Source organism: Dokdonia sp. Asnod1-B02, from assembly GCF_045063955.1.
GTDB lineage: Bacteria > Bacteroidota > Bacteroidia > Flavobacteriales > Flavobacteriaceae > Dokdonia.
In genome coordinates, this window is the sequence record NZ_JBEFNW010000002.1 from 3278909 (window position 1) to 3296350 (window position 17442).

Below are 17442 nucleotides of genomic sequence, written 5' to 3' on the forward strand. Positions count from 1 at the left end.
TAAATCTATTGAGAAAAAGGCAAGAAACAAGTATCTTTGTATAGATTTTTTAGATAATTCTTAATAATTCAAACACGATGGATTTTAGCTTAACAGAAGAACATATAATGATACGCGATGCGGCTCGCGATTTTGCCCGTACAGAATTACTTCCTGGCGTTATTGAACGTGATAACATCCAGCAGTTTCCTGATGAACTTGTTAAAAAAATGGGTGACTTAGGTTTTATGGGTATTATGACAGATCCTAAATATGGTGGAGCTGGTATGGATGCTACTTCGTACGTACTTGTTATGGAGGAATTATCTAAAATTGACGCCTCTGCCTCTGTTATAGTTTCTGTAAACAACTCTTTAGTTTGTTACGGTCTTGAAGCTTACGGAAGTGAAGAGCAAAAACAAAAATACTTAACTAAACTTGCTACTGGTGAGATGGTGGGTGCTTTTTGCCTTTCTGAGCCAGAAGCTGGATCTGATGCAACATCACAAGCTACCACTGCAATAGACAAAGGAGATCACTACGTGATTAACGGAACAAAAAACTGGATTACAAATGGCGGTCGTTCTGATGTATATTTAGTTATTGCACAAACCGACAGAGAAAAAGGTCACCGAGGAATCAATGCTTTTATCGTAGAGAAAGGCATGGAAGGTTTTGAAGTAGGACCTAAAGAAGACAAATTAGGAATACGCGGTAGTGACACGCATACACTACAGTTTAACGACGTGAAAGTTCCTAAAGAAAATAGAATAGGAGAAGATGGTTTTGGATTCAAATTTGCGATGAAAACTCTTTCTGGTGGACGTATCGGTATTGCTGCACAAGCATTAGGTATTGCATCTGGAGCTTATGAGCTTGCTCTTAAATACTCTAAGGAACGTAAAGCCTTTGGCACAGAAATCTGCAATCACCAAGCAATCGCTTTTAAACTAGCAGATATGTACGTGGAGATTGAAGCGGCACGTCACCTAGTGATGAAAGCTGCTTGGGATAAAGATCAAGGAAACAACTACGATATGTCTAGCGCAATGGCTAAGCTTTATGCTTCAAAAGTTGCGATGGAACAATCTGTAGAAGCTGTGCAAATACACGGTGGTAACGGATTTGTAAAAGAATACCACGTAGAGCGCCTTATGCGTGATGCTAAGATCACTCAGATTTACGAGGGAACAAGTGAGATCCAAAAAATCGTAATCTCAAGAGGTGTTATCAAAGGATAAAATCTTTGAATATAGATTAACAAAAAAATGCGGCAATTGCCGCATTTTTTATTTTATATAATTTCACTTAACTATCTAAGCTTCCATCCGCTGGTGCTTGTACTCGCTTCAAGCCTATCCTCTACTCCATCCTCAAGCTCAGGAAAGAAATTAATACCTGTGAGTTGCTCAATCTGATCTACAGAGGTTACAAATGTTTTTAATGACTTCTTTGATGCCGAGTGGTTCATTAAGAAAGCAATCATTTTTACATCACCTCCAGATTGATCATAGACGATTTTATAAAATGACTCTGGAACAGTCACTCCTTCTGTTCCTATAGCACCCATTTTATCTTTGAGAACACCTCCAGTTACCACATAGACACCGTCATACTTTTTTGCCCAATAGCGTACCTGCTGCTCTAATTCGTTCCATATACCCGCATTAAAATCATGTCGCTGCGGACTAATATTACTTGTCAAAAACGTCTCGTCATAAGCCGCCTTGCTAAACTCTCTATCTCCAGCTGGGCAAAGATGCCCTCTATCATAGCCAGATTTCTTATAATTACGCCAGTGAGCAGACTTTGTCCCTACCTTAGGGTCGACTTCAAAGTATGGGCGTTTAAAATCGGCATTAACGATGTGTTCTTTTTTAAGCTCATAAGCCACCCACTCTGCTTGTTCATCTTTCTCGCTATAACTAAGGGAGTAATAATTATGATGTACAATCTGACCCGTAGTTGACGTAGGCAAAAAGTAAGTGTTAGTAGTAGATTTAGGCTGCTTTCCTTCCTCCACAACTGGCGCATCAATAGCTTGATGAGCGTAATTTTCAAATATGTACCACCCCAGTGTAAACAATAGCACTAGTAATGGATAGGTGTATTTTCTTTTCATGTATAAATTAACTTTTCACATCTAGCGCATCTCTCAGCGCATTCCCCACGAGCATAAAAGCCATAACGAGTAGCATGATTGCTACACCAGGAATGAGCGCAAGATAAGGTTTCCCAAGAATGATGTAGCTATAGTGGTCTTTAATCATCGCTCCCCAGCTAGGCGTAGGCGGTTGCGCGCCTATCCCCAGGAAGCTTAATCCGCTTTCTATTAAGATGGCTCCCGCAAAATTTGCTGCAGATATTACAATAAGTGGCGCAATTACATTAGGTAATATATGTTTGATGATGATTCGTCCGTCTGTAAAACCTAGCGCTCTTGCTGCGGTTACATATTGCATTTGTTTTACTCCCATCACCTGGCCTCGCACTACCCGAGCGACCTCAACCCACATGGTTAAACCTACAGCAATAAACACCTGCCAGTATCCTTTTCCTAGAGCTAGTGTTATAGCAATTACAAGTAATAATGTAGGGATAGACCAAGTCACATTAATCACCCACATGATTGCAGCGTCAATTTTCCCTCCAAAATACCCCGCAATCGACCCCATAAGTAAGCCTATGATAAGCGAAATAAATACAGCAACAAATCCTATAGAGAAGGAAATGCGCGCACCTATAAGCATACGACTTAGTAAGTCCCGACCATACTTATCTGTACCTAACAAAAATGTACGTGAGGAGATATTCGCTTTCGCGAAAGCGTTATAATCCTCAACACCATCTATCTCCAGCGTTTTAGGCATTCCCTCTACACCGTCGCCTACATACTGGATGTAAGAAATACTACTTTCTGAAATAGTATACGAAGCAACAGGAATCTCTGTACTCGCATTCTTACTGCCAGAAAACCATTTTGAAAAGAAACTTTGACTTGCATCAACCTGAGCGGGTATGGTGAGTATATCTACCGTAAACCCTGGGCCTTGAGAGTGAATAGAGAGGTGCATTTGATTTGCGTTCTCACTACTATCTGGTGCAATTACATAGGCAAACAATGCTGCAAGACCACACAATACAATATATAGTAAACTCAAAACGCCCCAAAAATTCTTTTTGAATTTTTGGAGCGCTAAGCCTGTTAAAGAATTTGCTCGTTGCGACATTAATTAATCTTTTATCGCAGCAAGTTTATCTTTTCTTATATTATTTATTTTGAGATCCTTAAGAACATTTAATGCCTCTTCTACATAAGCATCTTTGGCTAAATTCTTGTGCCAGCGATCACGCTTTTCCTTTAAAATAGTATCACTTTCAAAAAGCTTCTGCTCATAAGAAAGTGACTTGTATGATAGCTTCGTATCATAATCATCTATCGCATCAAATTTCTTTGCAAACTCCTCACTTTGCGCGAGACGCTCCTTGTATTTTGAATAATTAAGTGACCATTGTTGATCATCTCTACGATCTTTAATCCACTTAGCATAATCATCTACTAATTGCAAATGCTCGCTCTTAGACATACGTTGTACACTATTTTCTATAGTTTCATCAAAATCTACATAACCGTCCCACACATCATAACTTGCAGCTTTAATTTTATCCCAAGGAAGTGGATTTTCTTGATCACGCTCTCCTATGTCGATATATTTAAAACGATCCGGAACTACCACATCACTCTTCACTCCTTCTAGCTGAGTAGACCCACCATTTACACGGTAGAATTTCTGCGTAGTCAACTTAAGCGCTCCAAGATCTCCATAAGGGTTTTTACGTAAGTACTGGTTAAGGTCTGCAACATTCTGCACAGTTCCCTTACCGTATGTTTGTTTACCTCCTATGATGATTGCTCGTTTATAATCTTGCATTGCTGCTGCGAGAATCTCACTTGCAGAAGCAGATATTTCATTTACAAGAATCACAAGTGGTCCATCCCATAAAATAGAAGAATCTGCATCTTCAAGTACTTCTGGCTCATCGCCACTAGAAGCTACTTGCACAATAGGTCCATCTTTAATAAATAATCCAGCAATGTCTACTACTGTTTTTAGAGATCCTCCTCCGTTATTTCTAAGGTCGATAACTAGACCTTCCATTCCTTCTTCTTTAAGACGCTCTATTTCTTTCTTTACATCACTTGCAGCGTTCTTCTCTTTGTAATCATCCATCGTAAAGTAAAACTTAGGAAGATTTACAATACCATACTTTTTACCATCTTTTTCAACCTCGGCAGATTTTGCATAGGTTTCTTCAAGCTCAACAATGTCTCTTTCTATAGTAATATTCTGAGTGCTTCCGTCTAGTTTTGTTTTTACCGTAAGAATCACCTTAGTACCTTTTGGGCCCTTGATATATTCTATTGCATCTTGTAAACGCATCCCCACAATGCTAATGGCATCTTTCTCGTCTTCTTGGCGCACTTTCATAATAACATCACCTTCGCGCAGCTCATCACCTCTCCATGCTGGACCTCCAGAAATAACATCTGTAATTTTAATCTCTCCGTTTTTCTTTTGAAGTCTCGCACCTATTCCTTGAAACTGACCACTCATTTGAGTATCAAAACGATCTTTTGCTACAGGAGCAAAGTAGTATGTGTGAGGATCAAATTCCTCAACTACTGCGTTCAAGAATATTGCAAAATAATCTTGACGCTCTAGTTCATCTGTAAATTCAAAAAACTCCTTTGTATTATCCTTTACTTCATTTCTAGCTTTCTCTTCGAGCTCCTTGTCTGAAAGAACCTCCTTAGGTTCATCTGCAGCAACCTCTTCTTCACCTTCTTCTGGTGTTTTTTCTTGCTCTTCCTTTTTATCAAAATAAGAACTCAATGCGTTGAGTTTTAATTGCTGTCTCCAGCGATTTTTAAGCTCTTTCTTATTTTTTGCAAAGGGTTGCTTTTCATAATCTGTATCTAAGATTTCATCTTCGGTAAAGTCAAATGGCTTTTCTAGCAAGTCTGCTTGAATCTCATTTGCTTCCTTTGTACGCTCCATAAGACGTGAGTATGTAAGATCAAAGAACGTCAAGTCCTTATCTCTAATAGCATCATCTATCTTGTTCTTATACTTCTCAAATTCCTCAATATCTTTTTTGTAAAAGAAACGGCGATATGGATCTAATGCATCGATATAATCATCAAATACCGCTGCAGAGAATTCGTCATTAATATCTTTTGCATCATAATGACCTCTCTCAAGTAAATAAGAAATAAGATCAAGTAATGTCTTATCCTTATCTGGATCATCAAATGACTTTGTAGTAAAACTGCAACTCGCTACCGAGAAGAGGAGTACTACTGCGATTAATTTTAAATTCCTTTTCATAAAATCTTTTATTTGCATGTAACTAGCAATGTACATTAAAAATTGTGCCACGATAAGATTAACCTTCGTAATCTTTTGTTAAACCCGACTGTCGCTCGAATTGAAGTACAATTTACGTATTTTCGTGCTTAGTTTACAACTCCTCTTATGAACAATAAACCATTAATACTTGTTACCAACGATGACGGTATTACCGCTCCCGGAATACGCAACCTTATAGATGTAATGCTTACCATAGGTGATGTTATTGTTGTAGCGCCAGATAGCCCGCAGAGTGGCATGGGACACGCCATTACCATAAACGATACACTTTACTGCGACCCTGTAAAACTCGATCCTGCGGCGACACATAAAGAATATACATGCTCTGGAACTCCAGCAGATTGTGTAAAACTTGCAAACCAGCAGATTGTTCCTCGCAGGCCAGACATCTGTGTGAGCGGCATAAATCACGGCAGCAACTCTAGCATCAATGTAATTTATAGTGGTACGATGAGCGCAGCAGTAGAAGCTGGTGTAGAAGGCATCCCAGCAATAGGATTCTCGCTACTAGACTACAGTCACGATGCCGATTTTGAGCCTGCAAAAAAATATGTGGAGCGTATCACTCGCCAAGTATTAAAAAACGGACTTCCTAAGGGAATTGTTTTAAATGTAAATATCCCAAAACTACCAGCAGCCGAAATTAAAGGAACTAAGGTATGCCGTCAAGCAAAAGCGCAATGGGTAGAAGATTTTGACAAGCGCACAAACCCTATGGGCAGAGATTACTACTGGCTCACTGGCGAGTTTGTAAATCAAGACAAGGGAGAAGATACAGATGAGTGGGCACTATCTCAAGGATATGTATCTGTTGTGCCAGTGCAATTTGACCTCACGGCGCATCACTTTTTACAAGAATTAAATGAGTGGGAAGACTAGTCTAAAGTTTACAAAGCAATCGTAACTTTGACACACATCAATATCTTTCTATAGCTTAAGGTTGAGAATTCCGCTTTCGCGAAAATTTTAAAACGATAAGCATATTTGTAAAGAATTCAAATTTTGGCGAAAGCCGAAACATTACATATGAAAAAAGACATCATTATAGGAATCATAGTAGGACTCATTGCAAATGCAGTAGGTGTACTGCTGTTTTCTCTATACATAGGCAGCACACAAGACCGAACTATCACAAACGTACTTCAAACAGCAGTGTCTGAAGGTCGTCTAGGCAAAATTATGGCAATAGGTGCCGTCCTTAATCTGCTTGCGTTTTTTATGATGCTTAGACAAGGACAAGATGCGAGAGCGAGGGGCGTTCTTCTTGCCACGATTACTATTGCATTTGTAACTATGATATTAATGTTTACCTAATGAAATATTACATTCTTGCAGGCGAGGCCAGTGGTGATTTACATGGTGCAAACCTTATGAAATCATTGTATAAAGAGGATCCAGAGGCAGATATACGCTTTTGGGGCGGTGATCTCATGCAGGAAGTAGGCGGTACTCTTGTGACACATTACAAAGAACGTGCTTTTATGGGCTTTATGGAGGTTGTCACAAACTTGCGTAAGATCACAGGTCTTATTAAAGATTGTAAGAGAGATATTGCCCGTTTTGAACCAGATGCACTCATACTTATAGATAACTCTGGTTTTAACTTGCGCATTGCAGAGTGGGCAAAACCATTAGGTGTTACTACGCACTATTATATCAGTCCGCAGGTGTGGGCATCACGCGCTAGTCGTGTTAAAAAGATCAAAGCCTATGTAGACCACATGTATGTGATATTACCTTTTGTAAAGGATTTTTATGACGAGCATGACTACAAAGTATATTTTGTAGGTCATCCACTTCTGGATGCCGTTGCTGGTCGTGAGCAAGCAGATGCCGCTACGTTTACAAAAGAACACAAGCTCGATGAGCGACCTATGATTGCCCTACTTCCAGGAAGTCGTAAACAAGAAATAAGCGCTATGCTAGACGTCATGCTAAGTGTAGTAAATGATTATCCAGACTATCAATTTGTAATCGCTGGAGCGCCGAGCCAAGAGGTATCTTTTTACCAACCTTTCCTTAAAGATTACCCAGTAAAACTAGTGATGAATAAAACCTACGACATCTTAAGTTTTGCAAATGCAGCTTTAATTACTTCTGGTACGGCAACGCTAGAAGCGGCAATTTTTAAAGTACCACAGGTAGTTTGTTACAAAGCAAATGCCGTCTCATACAGTATTGCAAAACGCATTATCAAAACAAAATATATCTCCCTTGTAAACCTTATTATGGATCGTGAGGTGGTAAAAGAATTAATTCAAGGAGATCTCAATACTGCACAATTAAAAAAGGAACTTGATAAGATTACTAATGATGATTATCGTGCCACTCTTTTTGAAGACTATTTTGCGCTTGAGAAAAAATTAGGTGGAGCTGGAGCAAGTCAAAAAACTGCATCTCTCATTGTTGCAACTACCAAAGCACAGCTTAGCAATTAGAACACACTAGCCCGTTTATATGAAATACATAGTCACAGTAGTTTCTTTATTTTTTTTACTGACTTCTTGCGGAAGTTCAAAAACAACAACATCTAGAACAAAAACTAGAACTACTGCTAGGGTTAAAGATATAAGCTCATCAAAAACAGACCGCATTATCCAGCAAGCACAAGCCTTTAGTGGTACTCGTTATAAATTTGGCGGTACTACAAGAAAGGGAATGGACTGCTCTGGATTGATTTACATTGCCTTTCAAAAAGAAAATATAGTCCTACCTCGTATCTCTAGACAGATGGCAGAAAGAGGACAGCCTATAAAAGACAAAGAAATCTCTAAGGGTGATTTATTATTTTTTAGGACGAACAAAAGTAGCAAACGCATAAATCATGTGGGACTTGTCACTAAAGTTACGGGCGATGACATTTACTTTATACACGCCACAACCTCAAAAGGCGTTCTTACTTCTAACCTCAATGAGCGTTACTGGAATGACGCATATATCATGGCCAGACGCGTCTTGTAAATTATAATTTGCTATATTACTGACAGTTACACCTTGCAAAAGGTTAATTAGTAATATATTGAATAGGATTAACACGCCCATTTTAGTAATACTCCTCGCCCTCATTGCTGGGATTATTTGTTATGACGCCTACCGCGCCCCCATGCTTTGGATAGCTACTATTTTATTACTAGCTATTGCGTTACTTTTTCTACTCCACAGACTTGCTTTTAAAAGACCTTTGAACGCCATAGCGTTTACCGTAGGTATTTCCATTGTATTTATAACCATAGGCTACTTAACCTCTGAAAGAGCAAACGCGCTAAACAACGAGACGCATTTTACTCACACAAACACTAGCAACCCTAGCACCTTTTTATTCTCTATAGATGAAGTGCTAAAGCCCTCAATGTATCAAGACAAGTATGTTGTTGCATTAAAGAAAATAGATAAAGAAGCTACTTCAGGTAAGGTAATTCTCAATATCGATAGAGATAGCACATCGCATCGTCTTCAGATAGGAGATTGGTATTACACAAGAGCTTTACTCTTACCTGTCCCCAAACCCAAAAACCCATATCAATTTGATTACGGGAGCTATTTAATAAGAAAACAAATACACGGACAGCTGTCAATCAACAAAAACGAGTTACTCATATCTCAATACACCTCTAGCGGATTGAGGGTATGGTCATCACGCTTTCGCGATAGCGTACTAAAAGCAATTCACTCTCATTCATTTACCCGCAACCAACTTGCAGTTATAGATGCGCTCGTCCTTGGGCAGAAAAATGGTATAGATAAGCAAATGAGCACTAATTATGCATCTGCTGGAATGATGCATATACTCGCCGTATCGGGCCTACATGTAGGAATTATACTTTTATTGCTACGCTTTATCACCAAACCAATAGCAGACTATAAACTACGATGGCTTCGGTCTATAATTATTATCGCTATGATTTGGGCTTTTGCTTTTATCACTGGATTATCACCCTCAGTATTGAGAGCCGCTACTATGTTTAGCTTCCTTGAGGTAGGACAACAGCTAGGCGGAAAAAGAAAAACTACAGATGCCGTTATGGCCTCTGCTGTACTATTACTTTTATACAATCCATTTCTCATACATCAAGTAGGCTTTCAACTTAGTTATCTCGCTGTTATTGGAATTTTATGGATTCAACCATGGCTATCTTCTTTTTATACTCCGCGGTATTATATAGACAGGCTTCTCTGGGGTATTGCTACGGTTTCTGTTGCTGCCCAGTTAGGCGTACTACCCTTGAGTTTATTTTACTTCCACCAGTTTCCAGGATTATTTTTTCTGTCTAATGTTATCATTATTCCATTTCTAGGAATCATATTAGGCGGCGGTATTCTAGTTGCATTACTTGCTGTATTAGATGTCTTACCAGAGACTTTAGTAACGACGTATGGCTACGCCATAGACCTAATGAATGGATTTATTTTTTGGGTTGCCAGTAAAGAGGCCTTTATTACAAATCACATCACGATAAGTTTTGCATTTCTTATAGGCTTATACCTCTGCATTATTTTTAGTATTTCTTTATTCAAGAAATACAATAACCCCAGACTTGTAGCGGCATCTCTATCAATGGTATTGTTGACCTCTATTATTATTTATGAGAAAAGCAATCCTCCCCCTACGCATCTTACTATTTTTAATAAAAGTAAATCTACCATGATAGGTATTTTCCACAACTCCACGCTTAAAATACATAGCACTGACTCATTACACACTATAATTCAAGATAGCAGAGTACGCAACTATAAGGATGGCTTACGTATAGATGAAGTAGCCGTAGAATTCATGCAGAACTATTTTCGCTTTAAGCGAAAAGAAATACTCGTTGTAGATAGCCTTGGTATATACCAATTAGCTAATGCAAATCCAGATTACATACTTCTCACCCAATCCCCAAAGATTAATATAAATAGACTTACAGAGAGATTTCCCAAAGCTCAAATCATTGCAGATGCATCAAACTACAAAAGCTACATCACTAGATGGAAAACAACATGTTTAAATAAAAAAATCCCTTTTCATAGTACTTATGAAAAGGGAGCTTATATAATTGAGTGATTTTTTTCTAATTAGGCCATGAGTACTCAAACTCTTCTTGATAGGTAGCCCACTTCTCTTGAGTAGTAATCTCTTTATAATCATCATTACCCACCATCTTCACGTATATTTCTAAACGCTTAGGAGAGTGATAACCTACAATAGGCTGGATATAATTACCTTTTTCGTCAAAGAATACCATACTTGGATACCCCTGAAGCTTAAGAGCCTGTGCAAGTTCGTGCTGACTGTTACGCCCTCTTGATTTTTTAGGATCATGACGCGGATTAGTATATGTGTTACCTAAGTAATTAATTACTTCTGTACCCTCTGCGTTAAATTTTACCGCGTAGTAGTTTTCATTTATGAAAGCAGCTACATCAGGATTTGCAAAGGTGTTTTTGTCTAACATTTTACAAGGTCCACACCATACAGTGTACACATCCATAAAAATCTTTTTAGGCTCTTTTTGTTGGGCTGCTAGCGCCTCATCCATGGTCATCCAATTAATCTTCTGGGCACTCATAGTTCCCGTCGCAATAAATAGAAGAAGGTATAATACTCTTTTCATTGAATTCTTTCTTTTAGGTATAGTCCGTTTATGTTTCAAATTCTTACAGACAAAAAACGTTCCACAAAATAGGGAACGTTTTTAAATTATACTATTATCTGTGCTTAGCGTATACCATGCATCATTTTAATAAGCGTTCTGTTCAATAATAACATTACTACACCTGCTGCTGCTGGTATTACTGTAAATATCAAAAAGAAGATTGCCATTCCATGCTCTTCAACTATAGGATCTATATAACTCCCTGTTATACCTGCTGCAAAGTTTGCAATAAAGTTTGCAACAAACCAGATACCGAACATAAGACCAACAAGTTTTGCTGGAGCTAGCTTACTTACATATGAAAGTCCTACTGGAGATACACATAACTCTCCTAGTGTATGGAATAAATATGCAAGCACCAAAAATACCATGCTCACAGAAGCTGTTTTTGCTCCTAATGGAATTCCCATAGACCCAAAAGATAGAATACCAAATCCAAGACCTAATAAAATAAGACCAATAGCAAACTTTACTGGTCCGCTAGGATTGTATTTACTCTTCCATATTTTTGAAAATAATGGAGCAAATGCAATGATAAAGAATGAGTTTAATATTCCAAACCAAGAAGCAGGAACCTCCGGTGCATCATCTGCAAACTGGCGAGATAACATCCAGATTACAATTGCCCAAATAATAACGAAACCTAAACCTAAGATAATGTTTGCGAGTGCAAACTTAGCATAGGTTTGTTTAAATAACATTCCTAGAACCCATGTAATAATAAGCATAGGAACTACTGTGAGTAGTGTATTTACTATTTTAAAAGTCATACCACTACTTCCTTCTAAAACTCTATCTGTATAGTCTGCCGCAAAGATGGTCATAGACCCTCCTGCTTGCTCAAAAGCCCACCAGAAGAATATAGTAAAGAATGCTAGCACACTAATTACAATAAGTCTATCACGAGTGATTTTTGACTTTTCGGCCTCATCTATTACGTCCTCAATAGTATCTGCTGCATTTTCTACACCATCCTCAATCACGTCATCAAGATCACCAGCTTTTTTAGGAGCTAGACCAATCTTTCCGAAAATATCTTGTGCAAAATGAAATTGAAGCATACCTACTAGCATAAAAATACCAGCAAGTCCAAAACCGTAATGCCATCCTACAGATTCTCCAATATAACCACAAAGTAAAATACCTAAAAATGCTCCTGAGTTGATACCCATGTAGAATATGGTATAACCAGCATCCTTTTCTTTACCTTGATCTTTATACAACTGCCCTACCATTGAAGAAATATTCGGCTTAAACATACCGTTTCCTATAATAAGTAGTACAAGTCCAGCATAAAAGAAAAAGTCTGAGCTTATCTCAAATGCCATAGAAGCATGACCCAAAGTCATTAAAAATGCCCCTATAACAACAGCTTTTCTATAACCTGTAATCTTATCTGCTATTAATCCTCCAAGAATAGGAGTTACATAAACAAGTCCAGTATAAAAAGCATATAGCTGTAAAGCCTCTGCTCTTTCCCAGCCCCAGCCGCCATCAATGATAGCAGATACTAGAAATAAAACAAGTAATGCACGCATTCCATAATAAGAAAAACGCTCCCACATTTCTGTAAAAAAGAGAACAAAAAGACCTGAAGGATGCCCTAGCACAGTCTTTTGGTTGGTTTCAGAACCACCGAATCTATATTCCATATTGTATTATTTATTTACTGCTAATATAAGTTGTTTATCTCTAAAGTTTCTCTTTAATGAATTCTGTCATCATTGTATATAAATGAAAACGCGTATTCCCACCATAGATACCGTGGTTTCTATCTGGATAATTGAAGTAATCAAATTGCTTATTGGCTTGTACTAAAGCTTCTACAAGACGTGTAGAGTTTTGCACATGCACATTATCATCACCACCTCCATGCACAAGTAATAAATCACCTTCCATTTTATCTACATGACTCATAGGAGAATTGTTATCATACCCACTTGCATTTTCTTGGGGTGTTTGCATGTAACGTTCTGTGTAAATAGAATCATAAAATCTCCATGAAGTAACTGGCGCCACTGCAATTGCCATTTCAAAAGTATCTGCTCCTTGGAAAAGACAGTTAGATGCCATAAAACCTCCATAACTCCATCCCCAGATTCCTGTGCGATTTTCATCTATGTATGGACGCTCACTTAATTGTTTAGCTGCTGCTATTTGATCTTGCACTTCGTACTTTCCTAATTCTTTCTGAGTAACTTTCTTAAAATCACGTCCTTTTAATCCTGTACCTCTAGGGTCTACACAAACGACGATATAATCGTTTTGAGCAAGCATCTGGAACCAGTAATCATTACTTGTATCCCATTTATTTGCCACGCTCTGCGATCCAGGTCCAGAGTATTGAGTCATAAACAACGGATACTTTTTATTAGGATCAAAGTTTGTAGGCTTGATGATATAAGCATTAAGAGAAACTCCGTTTACGTCAATCTCAAAAAATTCTTTAGGAGAAATATCATAAGTAGCATAAAGCTCCTTGAGATCATTATTATCTTTTATAACACGTATTTGCTTTCCGTCCTTAGCATCGTTAAGTGTAAAACGATAAGGCGTTGTCGTATTTGAATATGTATGGATGAAGTTGCTAAAGTTTGCACTGAAATCGGCATCATTTGTTCCTTCCTTTATAGCGAGTGCTTGCTTCTTTTTACCGTTAAGTCCTATCGCGTAAACCCCTCGGTTGATTGAACCATTTTCTGAGCTTTGGTAAAATATCCTCTTTGTTTTTGCATCATAACCGTAATATCCGGTCACTTCCCAGTCGCCTGAGGTTACTTGGCTTTTAAGAGTACCATCTGCATTGTGGTGATACACGTGATTCCATCCATCTTTTTCACTCGTCCAGATAAAGCTGTTATCTTCTAGAAAAGTAAGATTATCTGTTACATCTACATATGCCTTATCCGTTTCAAGAACAGCGAGTTTTGTTTGATAGGTAGCCGCATTAAAAAGCGACAACTTCAATGTGTCTTGATGACGATTTAAAGTTTGTACAGAAAGTACGTTTGGATCTTTTGACCAAGATATACGTGGAATATAGTACCCAGCGTTATCTCCTAGGTTTATCTCAACATCCTTTGCTTTACGGCTATTTCCGTTATCTAAGTTGTGAAGGCGTAATGTTACTTTTGCATTTGCCTCTCCTGCCTTAGGGTATTTAAAAACTGACTGCGTCTGGTATAATTCTTTACCATAAATATCCATAGAGAATTCTGGCACATCTGTTTCGTCAAAACGTACATAAGCAATCTTCTTGCTATCTGCACTCCAATCAAAGGCACGCACAAAACCAAACTCTTCTTCGTAAACCCAATCTGTAATACCGTTTATGACGCTGTTTTTCTTCCCGTCTATAGTAAGTTGCTGCGTTGTACCTTCTGCGATGTTAAATACATATAAGTTGTTACCCTTTCCGTAAGCAATCATCGTCCCATCTGGAGAAAATGTAGGCTCTTGGATAAGATCATCTGAAACTTTTGTTAGCTTTCGCGAAAGCGTATTCCAAACATAAAACTCTCCCAGCGTAGATCTTCTAAAGATTGACTGTAGTTTGGTCGCTAGCAGGACTTGCTTCTCATCACCACTAAATTCATAGCTAATAAAATAGTCAAGGCCATCAATATCTGCACTACTCACCGCTGTACGCACTTTTTCTCCTGTCGCATAGCTATAAATATCTACGCTTCCTGTACGTGTTGCTCTATCGAAGTTTTGAACGGCATACTCTTGTCCGTTTGCCATGGAGTGAATAGACTGGAGTCTCTCTGCACTAAATGTGCCTTCTTTCCATATATCTTCAAGGGTGATTTGCTTTTTTTGCGCAGTTGCGCTCTGGATTGCCATGAGTAAAATGGCACTCAAAAAGAGTTGTATTTTCATATATGATTGCTAATTCTAGTAATGTATTTCAATTTTACTAAAAATAACGCAAAAAGCCCCGTAAAAGCTGTTAAATAGCGCCATATTGTTAAGAAATAAAATCACTAGATTACTTACACAAAGCTAGGTTTACCTCATTCTCAGTATCTTTGACACTTTTATAAATACAGCTTAATGACAAAGGCAATATCAGGATTTTCAAGACTTTCAAAAACGGAGAAAATAGCGTGGCTCACGTCTACCTATTTTGAAAATCCAACACAGGCAACTCAAGTACTATCATCTTACTGGAATGATGATAAAAAGCTACAACAGCTACACGATGAGTTTATAGAAAACACCGTTACTAATTACTACTTACCGCTAGGTGTTGCTCCTAACTTTGTTATAAATGACCGTATTTACACCATTCCCATGGCTATCGAGGAGAGCTCTGTGGTGGCTGCCGCAAGTAAAGCGGCAAAATTCTGGCAAGATAGAGGAGGTTTTAAAACTACCGTGCTAGGAACTACAAAAGTAGGACAGGTACACTTCACCTATGATGGCGATGCGTCGCTTTTGACTTCATTTTTTGAATCCATCAAGCCACAGTTACTTGCAGATACAGCTGCGATCACAAAAAACATGGAGAAACGAGGTGGCGGCATCAAAGACATCACGCTCGTTAATAAAACCCAAGCAGTAGCAGATTACTACCAACTTCATTGCACGTTTGAAACGCTAAATGCAATGGGAGCCAATTTTATAAATAGCTGTCTAGAACAATTTGCAACAACGCTTAAAGCAGGTTTTGAGGAAGAAGCACGCTTTCGCGAAAGCAGTTCAAACCTATCTATCATCATGTCTATTTTATCAAACTACGTCCCAGATTGTGTAGTGCGAGCAGAGGTAAGTTGCCCATTAGCTGATCTTTCTGAAAAAAATATAGATGGTGCACAATTTGCTAAAAAATTCATCCAAGCAATTTCCATTGCCGAAGAAGAGCCCTACCGCGCAGTGACTCACAACAAAGGGATTATGAACGGTATTGATGCCGTAATTCTTGCCACTGGAAACGATTTTAGAGCTGTAGAAGCTGGCGTACACGCATATGCTGCTAGGGACGGGCAATATAGAAGTCTTACACATGCTAGTGTAGATGATGGGATATTTAAATTTTGGATTGAGGTACCACTCGCACTAGGAACCGTAGGCGGACTTACAAAATTACATCCGCTGGTAAAATGGTCTATGGAATTGCTGGAAAATCCATCTGCACAAGAGCTTATGCAAATTGTGGCTGTCGCTGGACTTGCACAGAATTTTGCAGCCTTAAAATCACTTACTACAACAGGAATTCAAGAAGGCCACATGAAAATGCACCTCATGAATATCCTTAATCAGATGGAAGCCACAGACGCCGAAAAACAAGAAACAGTCACTCATTTTAAGACTAACACAGTTACTCATAGTGCTGTTGTTTCTTTCATAGAAGCACTACGCTCATAAGCAGTTAATAAAAACAATATACCAAGTGAACCCATCTTTTTATAGCCACGGTAAGTTACTATTAACCGCAGAATATCTGGTTCTTGATGGAGCAGAAGCACTTGCGCTTCCCACTACCAGAGGTCAAAAACTTACAGTCACAACAACGCAGAACCACGGCTTACTTTGGAAAAGCGAGCTAGACGATGGCTCCACATGGTTTGAAACCCATTTCACATTACCCATAAAAGATTGCGCAGTTCCTAATGGAGATATTCCGCAGCGCTTACTTACCATATTACAAGCAGCACAACAACTCAACCCTGATTTTTTAAACACTCAAAAAAGTTATAGTGCTACGAGTTCTTTGGAATTTCCTAGAGATTGGGGATTAGGTTCCTCTTCTACTCTTATTGCAAATATTGCTTTATGGGCGCAGATTAACCCATATAAGCTACTTGAAATGACTTTTGGAGGAAGTGGCTATGACATTGCCTGCGCCACCTCAGAGGGCGCCATTACTTACCAGAGAACTGAAAGCAATCCAATTATCAAAAGTGTAGCCTTTGACCCTGACTTTAAAGAAAATATCTTCTTTATACACCTTAATAAAAAACAAAACAGTAGAGAAAGCATTAAGCATTATAGAAGCTTAGACAGCAAGCTATTGCTTAGTGAGGTTTCTCATTTTTCTCAACTCACCACAGCAGTCAAAGAAAGCAAAACACTCCAAGCTTTTGAACAACTGCTTACTGAACACGAGGAAAGACTTTCTAAAATTATCAAAACTCCTACTATTAAAAGTCAGCTATTTTCTAACTATCCACACCCCATTAAGAGTTTAGGAGGTTGGGGAGGTGATTTTGTAATGGTTACCGGAGAAGCTCAAGAAATGGAGTATTTTAAAAACAAAGGCTTCCATACTATCATCCCGTACAACGAGATGATACTAAACTTCTAAGAACGATTTACCTGTAAGTTTTACGCTTTCGCGAAAGCAAACTAACATGATGATAAACTAAAAAGGCTCGAACATAACGTTCGAG

14 protein-coding genes are annotated in these 17442 nt (G+C 38.5%); 8 read left to right on the forward strand and 6 right to left on the reverse strand.

The window, feature by feature from the left end; genetic code table 11:
- Nucleotides 1–77: 77 nt before the first annotated feature.
- Nucleotides 78–1220: an acyl-CoA dehydrogenase gene (locus ACJJVU_RS14660; RefSeq protein WP_013750093.1), complete on the forward strand. Its 1143-nt coding sequence runs from the start codon at nucleotides 78–80 to the stop codon at nucleotides 1218–1220.
- Between the two features lie 71 nt (nucleotides 1221–1291).
- Here ACJJVU_RS14660 and ACJJVU_RS14665 read toward each other — a convergent pair whose 3' ends face one another.
- From ACJJVU_RS14665 to ACJJVU_RS14675, 3 genes are read right to left on the reverse strand one after another with little or no spacing between them, the layout of a single operon-like run.
- Nucleotides 1292–2101: a DNA/RNA non-specific endonuclease gene (locus tag ACJJVU_RS14665; RefSeq protein ID WP_405226926.1), complete on the reverse strand. Its 810-nt coding sequence runs from the start codon at nucleotides 2099–2101 to the stop codon at nucleotides 1292–1294.
- Nucleotides 2102–2108: 7 nt separating this feature from the next.
- Nucleotides 2109–3209 (reverse strand): ABC transporter permease, encoded by a 1101-nt coding sequence (locus ACJJVU_RS14670; RefSeq protein ID WP_405226929.1) that lies wholly within the window; start codon nucleotides 3207–3209, stop codon nucleotides 2109–2111.
- A gap of 3 nt (nucleotides 3210–3212) precedes the next feature.
- Nucleotides 3213–5369, reverse strand: a complete 2157-nt coding sequence (locus ACJJVU_RS14675) for a carboxy terminal-processing peptidase (RefSeq protein ID WP_405226932.1) — start codon at nucleotides 5367–5369, stop codon at nucleotides 3213–3215.
- A 147-nt stretch (nucleotides 5370–5516) separates the two neighbouring features.
- Between ACJJVU_RS14675 and surE the strand changes: the two genes are divergently transcribed.
- The 5 genes from surE to ACJJVU_RS14700 all read left to right on the forward strand — a co-directional run bounded on the left by surE (nucleotide 5517) and on the right by ACJJVU_RS14700 (nucleotide 10455).
- A complete protein-coding gene (gene surE, locus ACJJVU_RS14680; protein WP_035334511.1) occupies nucleotides 5517–6290 on the forward strand; it encodes a 5'/3'-nucleotidase SurE in 774 nt (257 codons plus the stop codon).
- Nucleotides 6291–6437: 147 nt separating this feature from the next.
- A complete protein-coding gene (locus ACJJVU_RS14685; RefSeq protein ID WP_405226935.1) occupies nucleotides 6438–6725 on the forward strand; it encodes a hypothetical protein in 288 nt (95 codons plus the stop codon).
- On the forward strand, nucleotides 6725–7849 hold the full coding sequence (gene lpxB, locus ACJJVU_RS14690) for a lipid-A-disaccharide synthase (protein ID WP_405226938.1): 1125 nt from the start codon (nucleotides 6725–6727) through the stop codon (nucleotides 7847–7849). The genes ACJJVU_RS14685 and lpxB overlap by 1 nt, the downstream gene beginning before the upstream one ends.
- Nucleotides 7850–7868: 19 nt before the next feature.
- A complete protein-coding gene (locus ACJJVU_RS14695; RefSeq protein WP_405226941.1) occupies nucleotides 7869–8372 on the forward strand; it encodes a C40 family peptidase in 504 nt (167 codons plus the stop codon).
- A 142-nt stretch (nucleotides 8373–8514) separates the two neighbouring features.
- The gene (locus tag ACJJVU_RS14700) at nucleotides 8515–10455 is read left to right on the forward strand and encodes a ComEC/Rec2 family competence protein (protein WP_405226944.1); all 1941 of its coding nucleotides are present in this window, start codon (nucleotides 8515–8517) and stop codon (nucleotides 10453–10455) included.
- A 7-nt stretch (nucleotides 10456–10462) separates the two neighbouring features.
- On the opposite strand, the gene ACJJVU_RS14705 is transcribed toward ACJJVU_RS14700, so the two are convergent.
- The 3 genes from ACJJVU_RS14705 to ACJJVU_RS14715 all read right to left on the reverse strand — a co-directional run bounded on the left by ACJJVU_RS14705 (nucleotide 10463) and on the right by ACJJVU_RS14715 (nucleotide 14929).
- Complete coding sequence (locus tag ACJJVU_RS14705) at nucleotides 10463–11005, reverse strand: thioredoxin family protein (RefSeq protein ID WP_405226947.1); 543 nt, start codon at nucleotides 11003–11005, stop codon at nucleotides 10463–10465.
- 104 nt (nucleotides 11006–11109) lie between these two features.
- Nucleotides 11110–12699: a peptide MFS transporter gene (locus ACJJVU_RS14710; protein WP_298329867.1), complete on the reverse strand. Its 1590-nt coding sequence runs from the start codon at nucleotides 12697–12699 to the stop codon at nucleotides 11110–11112.
- Nucleotides 12700–12739: 40 nt separating this feature from the next.
- A complete protein-coding gene (locus ACJJVU_RS14715; protein ID WP_405226950.1) occupies nucleotides 12740–14929 on the reverse strand; it encodes a S9 family peptidase in 2190 nt (729 codons plus the stop codon).
- 174 nt (nucleotides 14930–15103) lie between these two features.
- Between ACJJVU_RS14715 and ACJJVU_RS14720 the strand changes: the two genes are divergently transcribed.
- A complete protein-coding gene (locus tag ACJJVU_RS14720; protein WP_405226953.1) occupies nucleotides 15104–16417 on the forward strand; it encodes a hydroxymethylglutaryl-CoA reductase, degradative in 1314 nt (437 codons plus the stop codon).
- 25 nt (nucleotides 16418–16442) lie between these two features.
- A complete protein-coding gene (locus ACJJVU_RS14725) occupies nucleotides 16443–17357 on the forward strand; it encodes a GYDIA family GHMP kinase (RefSeq protein WP_405226956.1) in 915 nt (304 codons plus the stop codon).
- Nucleotides 17358–17442 lie beyond the last annotated feature (85 nt).

Excerpts from the sequence above, each read along its gene's own strand:
- surE (WP_035334511.1), top strand. The coding sequence starts at position 5,517 with ATGAACAATAAACCATTAATACTTGTTACCAACGATGACGGTATTACC.
- ACJJVU_RS14660 (WP_013750093.1), top strand. The coding sequence starts at position 78 with ATGGATTTTAGCTTAACAGAAGAACATATAATGATACGCGATGCGGCT.
- lpxB (WP_405226938.1), top strand. The coding sequence starts at position 6,725 with ATGAAATATTACATTCTTGCAGGCGAGGCCAGTGGTGATTTACATGGT.
- ACJJVU_RS14665 (WP_405226926.1), bottom strand. The coding sequence starts at position 2,101 with ATGAAAAGAAAATACACCTATCCATTACTAGTGCTATTGTTTACACTG.
- ACJJVU_RS14705 (WP_405226947.1), bottom strand. The coding sequence starts at position 11,005 with ATGAAAAGAGTATTATACCTTCTTCTATTTATTGCGACGGGAACTATG.
- ACJJVU_RS14695 (WP_405226941.1), top strand. The coding sequence starts at position 7,869 with ATGAAATACATAGTCACAGTAGTTTCTTTATTTTTTTTACTGACTTCT.
- ACJJVU_RS14715 (WP_405226950.1), bottom strand. The coding sequence starts at position 14,929 with ATGAAAATACAACTCTTTTTGAGTGCCATTTTACTCATGGCAATCCAG.
- ACJJVU_RS14720 (WP_405226953.1), top strand. The coding sequence starts at position 15,104 with ATGACAAAGGCAATATCAGGATTTTCAAGACTTTCAAAAACGGAGAAA.
- ACJJVU_RS14670 (WP_405226929.1), bottom strand. The coding sequence starts at position 3,209 with ATGTCGCAACGAGCAAATTCTTTAACAGGCTTAGCGCTCCAAAAATTC.
- ACJJVU_RS14685 (WP_405226935.1), top strand. The coding sequence starts at position 6,438 with ATGAAAAAAGACATCATTATAGGAATCATAGTAGGACTCATTGCAAAT.
- ACJJVU_RS14710 (WP_298329867.1), bottom strand. The coding sequence starts at position 12,699 with ATGGAATATAGATTCGGTGGTTCTGAAACCAACCAAAAGACTGTGCTA.
- ACJJVU_RS14675 (WP_405226932.1), bottom strand. The coding sequence starts at position 5,369 with ATGAAAAGGAATTTAAAATTAATCGCAGTAGTACTCCTCTTCTCGGTA.
- ACJJVU_RS14700 (WP_405226944.1), top strand. The coding sequence starts at position 8,515 with ATGCTTTGGATAGCTACTATTTTATTACTAGCTATTGCGTTACTTTTT.